The 5,204-nt window shown below is 71.3% G+C and carries 7 protein-coding genes; all 7 read left to right on the top strand.

Annotated elements, in window-relative coordinates; genetic code table 11:
- Window positions 1–305, top strand: a 305-nt coding sequence (locus ACM2XV_RS11940; protein ID WP_487027077.1) for a hypothetical protein, incomplete at its 5' end; no start/stop codon positions are given.
- 44 nt (window positions 306–349) lie between these two features.
- Window positions 350–1,204 (top strand): hypothetical protein, encoded by an 855-nt coding sequence (locus ACM2XV_RS11935; RefSeq protein ID WP_487027076.1) that lies wholly within the window; start codon window positions 350–352, stop codon window positions 1,202–1,204.
- Window positions 1,179–2,198 carry an HAD-IIA family hydrolase gene (locus ACM2XV_RS11930; RefSeq protein ID WP_487027075.1) on the top strand — a complete coding sequence of 340 codons (1,020 nt, stop codon included), beginning with the start codon at window positions 1,179–1,181 and terminating at the stop codon, window positions 2,196–2,198. The genes ACM2XV_RS11935 and ACM2XV_RS11930 overlap by 26 nt, the downstream gene beginning before the upstream one ends.
- 21 nt (window positions 2,199–2,219) lie before the next feature.
- The gene (locus ACM2XV_RS11925; RefSeq protein WP_344774655.1) at window positions 2,220–2,381 is read left to right on the top strand and encodes a hypothetical protein; all 162 of its coding nucleotides are present in this window, start codon (window positions 2,220–2,222) and stop codon (window positions 2,379–2,381) included.
- Complete coding sequence (locus ACM2XV_RS11920) at window positions 2,332–3,186, top strand: TlyA family RNA methyltransferase (protein WP_487027074.1); 855 nt, start codon at window positions 2,332–2,334, stop codon at window positions 3,184–3,186. Before ACM2XV_RS11925 ends, ACM2XV_RS11920 begins: the two co-directional genes overlap by 50 nt.
- 5 nt (window positions 3,187–3,191) lie before the next feature.
- A complete protein-coding gene (locus ACM2XV_RS11915; protein ID WP_344774651.1) occupies window positions 3,192–4,097 on the top strand; it encodes an NAD kinase in 906 nt (301 codons plus the stop codon).
- A 46-nt stretch (window positions 4,098–4,143) separates the two neighbouring features.
- The coding region (locus ACM2XV_RS11910) for an AAA family ATPase (RefSeq protein WP_487027073.1) at window positions 4,144–5,204 on the top strand (1,061 nt) is incomplete at its 3' end.

Raw genomic sequence — 5,204 nt, 5'->3', positions numbered from 1 at the left:
GCGGCCTGACCAAAACAGGCCTCAGCGTGATGGTGGATACCAACAGCGCGGGGGCGCGCGACCGCGTCGTGAGGGCGGCTTTGAGCGCCGTGATGACCGGCCGCGTCGCGACGGCGAGTTCCGGGGCCCGCGGCGTGACGGCGCGGAGCGCGCGCAGCGAGACCGGCGTGAGGGCGGCTACCGTCCTCGCGGCGGCGATGAGCAGCGGCTGTGGACACGTGACGGCAGGCCGGCTCGCGGCGACCGTGATGCCTCGCGCGCCGAGTGGCGCGACGATGAGGAGTATCGGCGCCGTCAAGAGCTGAAGGCGGTGCGACCGCGCCACGATGACCCGGAGTTGCCGGCATCCGTGAGCTCTAAGGATCTGGACTACGCGGCCCGACTCGAGTTGCGCACCCTGGCCAAGGACAACGCTGAGGATGTGGCGCGCCATCTGGTGATGGCGGCGCAACTGATCGAGGAGGACCCGGAGCTCGCGCACCGGCACGCTCTCTCGGCGGCACGTCGTGCCGGCCGCGTCGGCGTGGTGCGCGAGACGCTCGCAATCACGGCATATGCAACGGGCGACTTCGCGCTCGCGCTGCGCGAGCTGCGCACCTATCGGCGCATCTCCGGCAAGGACGACCAGGTGCCGCTGATGGTCGACAGCGAACGCGGGGTCGGGCGGCCCGAGCGCGCGCTGGAGCTCGGTCGCTCCGTCGATCGCTCGACGCTGAGCAATGAGGTTCAGGCATCCCTCGCCATCGCCATGTCGGGCGCGCGCCTCGACCTCGGCCAGCCGGAGCTCGCGCTCGGTGAGCTGGAGATCCCGCAACTGGATCCTGACGTCGCGTACTCATGGAGCCCCGCGCTGTTCCAGGCATACGGCGACGTGCTCGACGAGCTCGGCCGCACGGCTGAGGCGCAGCAGTGGTGGGATCGCGCCGACCACGCCGCCGAGGCGCTCGAGGAAGCCGCGGCAACGGCGGAGCACGAGACGGTCGATGTGGTCGAGGAAGGCGGGGAGTTCGAAGAGGGTGTCGAACTCGACCCGGTCGAGACGCCTGCGAACCCTCAGACCGCGGCCGAGGAATCCGCCGACGATGCGGCTGACGCCGACGCGGCGACCCCCGACGACGAGTTCAGCGTCGAGGACGAGGTCGCCGAGCTGCTCGGCGAGAGCGACGACGAGGATGCCGATGGCGCTGTTCCGGGCACGGAGTAACGCACGACCGACGCCACTCGACGGCGTCGACGTCGTGCTCGCCGACCTCGATGGGGTCGTCTACAAGGGGCACGAGGCGATCCCGCACGCAGTGGAGAGCCTGAACCGCGCTGCCGAGGACGCGCGCGTCGCCTACATCACGAACAACGCCTCGCGGACCGATGCGGCCGTGGCCGCCCAGCTGCGCGGCTTCGGCCTCGCGGTCGAGCCCCGTGAGGTGGTGACGTCGCCCCAGGCCGCCGTGCGGCTGCTCGCGGGGCTCGTTCCGCCGGGGGCGCGCATTCTCGTGATCGGTGGCGAGGGGCTCTCGTCCGTCGTGGCGGCCGCCGGTTTCACCGTGGTGTCGTCTGCGGACGACGAGCCGGCGGCGGTGATCCAGGGCTTCGCGCCTGAGCTCGGCTGGAAGGACCTCGCCGAGGCATCGTTCGCTCTCGCGGGCGGCGACGCGGGCATTCCGTGGGTGGCGACCAACATGGACTGGACGATTCCGGTTGCGCGGGGAATCGCTCCGGGCAACGGCACGCTCGTGTCCGCGGTGCACAACGCCGTCGGGCGGTTGCCCGTGGTCGCAGGAAAGCCCGAGGTGGCGATCTTCGAGGAGGCACGGGCGCGGTTCGGCGCCACGAAGCCCCTGTTCATCGGTGACCGGCTCGACACGGACGTGCTCGGAGCCCGGCGCGCGGGCATCGACTCCGTGCTCGTGCTGACCGGCATCGATCGCGCGAAGCAACTGCTCGCGGCGGGACCCGACTCGCGGCCCACCTACATCCTCGAAGACCTGCGCGGCCTGCACGAGCCGTACCCGGCCGTCGAGAAGGCGCGCGGCGGTGTGACGGTCGTCCGCGGCGCAGCGGTGCGGGTCGACGGCACGACGGTCGACGTCGTGCGCGACGGCGACGACCCGGTCGATCTGCTGCGCGCCGCCTGCCACGCGATCTGGGATTCCGGGGTCGCGATCTATGCGCTCGACGTGCCGGAGCGGCTCTACCGGTAGCGGCGCTGTAGCGTGGAACACGTGGCCGATGAGCGAGATGACGACAGGCGCGGCGATGCGCTGCTGCCGCGCCTCAAGCTGATCGAGGACCAGCCGCTCGAGACGCGCGCCGAGGCGTATGCCCACCTGCACGATGAGCTGCGCGAAGCCCTCGACGCGGCCGATCGCCAGGGCGGGCGCTGAGCAGGTGGCATCCACTCGGCTCGATGCCGCCGTCGTCGCGCGCGGGCTCGCCCGCTCGCGCACGGCGGCCGCGAAGCTGATCGCGGACGGCCGCGTCACGGTCGACGGGAAGCCGGTCGTGAAGGCATCCGCCCAGGTCGAAAACGCCACAGAGATCGACGTCGCGCTGCCGGATCACTATGTGAGCCGCGGCGCGCACAAGCTGATCGCGGCGCTCGATGCCTTCGGCGTCGATCCGCGCGGGCGACTCGCGCTCGACCTCGGCGCGTCCACCGGTGGGTTCACGCAGGTGCTGCTCGAGCGCGGGGCGCGGCACGTGCTCGCCGTGGACGTCGGGCACGGGCAGCTCTCCGTGCCGGTCAAGGGCGACCCGCGGGTGAGCGATATCGAAGGCGTGAACGCCAGATATCTGACGGCGCAGACGCTGGTCGAGGCATCCGGAATCGACGAATCGCCCGACCTCGTGGTCGGCGACCTGTCCTTCATCTCGCTGACCCATGTTCTGCCGGCCGCGCGTGACGCTGCGCGTGCGGAGGCCGACTTCGTGCTGTTGATCAAGCCGCAGTTCGAGGTCGGCCGCACGGGCGTGAGGGAAGGGATCGTGCGCGACCCCGTGCTGCGTGCGGATGCGGTCGCCGGCGTGCTCTGGGCGGCGTGGGACCTCGGGCTCGGGACGGCAGGCGTCATGCCCTCGCCCGTGATCGGGACGCACGGGAATCAGGAGTACCTGTGTTGGATGTCCGCGGGCCGCGGCGCGAATCCGACAGAATGGGTGGACAGGGTTTCGACGATGACGGGAGCGTGACGTTCATGAATGACCGCCGCATCCTGGTCGTCTCGCACACCGGCCGCGAGGAGTCGCTCGACGCCGCGCTGCAGGTGTGCCGGCAGCTTCTCGAGGAAGCCGATGTGGTTCCCGTGCTGAGCGCCGACGAGCTGAGCGACCTGCGTGCCTATGCGCCCGAGCTGATGGGCCTCGAGGTGCTCGGGGCGGGCTGCAAGCCCGGCGACCTCGAGCTCGTCATCGTGCTCGGCGGGGACGGCACCATACTGCGCGCCGCCGAGATGGTGCGCGGAGCGGACGTGCCGATTCTGGGCGTCAACCTCGGTCACGTCGGCTTCCTCGCCGAGAGCGAGCGGGACGATCTCTCGCGTTCGGTCGCGCGGGCGCTCGCCGGCGACTACGAGGTCGAGGAGCGCATGACGCTGGCCGTGCGCGTGAAGTACGACGGCCAGGTCGTCTACGAGGACTGGGCGCTGAACGAGGCGAGCGTCGAGAAGGCGAGCCGCGAGCGGATGATCGAGGTCATGGTCGAAGTCGACCGGCGACCGCTGTCGAGCTTCGGCTGCGACGGCGTCGTGATGTCGACGCCGACCGGCTCGACCGCCTATTCGTTCTCGGCGGGCGGCCCTGTCGTCTGGCCCACGCTCGACGCCCTGCTCTTCACGCCGATCTCGGCCCACGCTCTGTTCGCGAAGCCGCTCGTCGTGACGCCGGACTCTGCGATCGCCGTCGAGCTGCTGGACCGGGTGCAGACCAACGGCATCCTGTGGTGCGACGGGCGCCGCTCGGTCGAGCTGCGGCCAGGAGCCCGCGTCGTGGTGACCCGGTCGCCGATTCCCGTGAAGATGGCGCGGATGCATCGTGCGTCGTTCACGGACCGCCTGGTGCGCAAGTTCAACCTTCCGGTCGTGGGGTGGCGAGGGCCGGCGTGAGGGGCGTGAGCTCATCGCAGCGACGCCGCAATTTGGGAGACGCAGCGTGATCGAGGAGATCTCCATTCGCGACCTCGGCGTCATCGCCGAGGCGACACTGCCGCTCGGCCCCGGGTTCACGGCGATCACGGGGGAGACCGGCGCGGGCAAGACCATGGTCGTGACGGCGCTCGGACTGCTGCTCGGCCAGCGCTCGGACAGCGGGGTGGTGCGCGTCGGCGCCGCCCAGAGCTGGGTCGAGGGCCGCTGGCGGGTGGACGCCGACGGTGAGACCGCCGATCGAGTGCGCGACGCCGGCGGCGACGTCGACCCCATCGGCGAAAGCGGCGACGCCGAGCTCGTGCTGAGCCGCTCGGTGTCACCGGAGGGCCGCAGTCGCGCGTATGCGGGGGGCCGCAGCGCGCCCGTCGCCGTGCTCTCTGAGCTGGGGGAGCGGCTGGTCGTGGTGCACGGGCAGTCCGATCAGATCCGGCTGAAGAGCGCGACGGCGCAGCGCGAGGCGCTCGACCGCTTCGCCGGGACAGAGTTCCAGGAATCCCTCGCCCGCTATCAGGCCGTGTGGCGGCGCTGGAAGGACGGCGCGACCGAGCTCGCGCAGCTGACCGGTGATCGCGAGCGCCGCGTGCGCGAGGCCGAGGAGCTGCGCGCGGCGCTCGACGAGATCGAGGCGGCGGCACCCCAGCCCGGCGAGGACGCGGAACTCGACGAGCGCATCGAGCGGCTCGAGAACGTCGAGACGCTGCGGGTCGCCGCAGCGGAGGCGCGCGAGCAGCTGTCGGCGGAGGATTCCGACGGGCCGGACGCCCTGTCGCTCATCGACGGCGCGCGCCGCGCGCTCGAGCACGCGGCGGCGCACGATCAGGAGCTCGCTGCGCTCGCCGAGACGCTGCAGGCGGCGCAGTATCAGGTGGCGGATGCCGCCGCGCAGCTGTCGTCGTATCTGGCTGGCCTCGACGTCGACGGCTCTCGCGATCTCGAGCTGCTGCAGGAGCGCAAGGCGCTGCTCGCGTCTCTCGTGCGCAAGCACGGGGCGAGCCTCGACGATGTGATCGCGCTGCTGAGCGACGGCAGCGCGCGGCTGTTCGAACTCGACGGCGACGCCGAGAG

Source organism: Gryllotalpicola sp. CP2-P1 (assembly GCF_057512245.1).
The sequence above is the reverse complement of the archived record's forward strand: the minus strand, read 5'-3'. Positions and strand labels throughout refer to the sequence as shown.

What these genes read in the sequence shown, in the direction of transcription:
- ACM2XV_RS11915 (WP_344774651.1), top strand. Translation starts at nt 3,192, where the DNA reads ATGAATGACCGCCGCATCCTGGTCGTCTCGCACACCGGCCGCGAGGAG.
- ACM2XV_RS11920 (WP_487027074.1), top strand. Translation starts at nt 2,332, where the DNA reads ATGAGCTGCGCGAAGCCCTCGACGCGGCCGATCGCCAGGGCGGGCGCT.
- ACM2XV_RS11930 (WP_487027075.1), top strand. Translation starts at nt 1,179, where the DNA reads ATGGCGCTGTTCCGGGCACGGAGTAACGCACGACCGACGCCACTCGAC.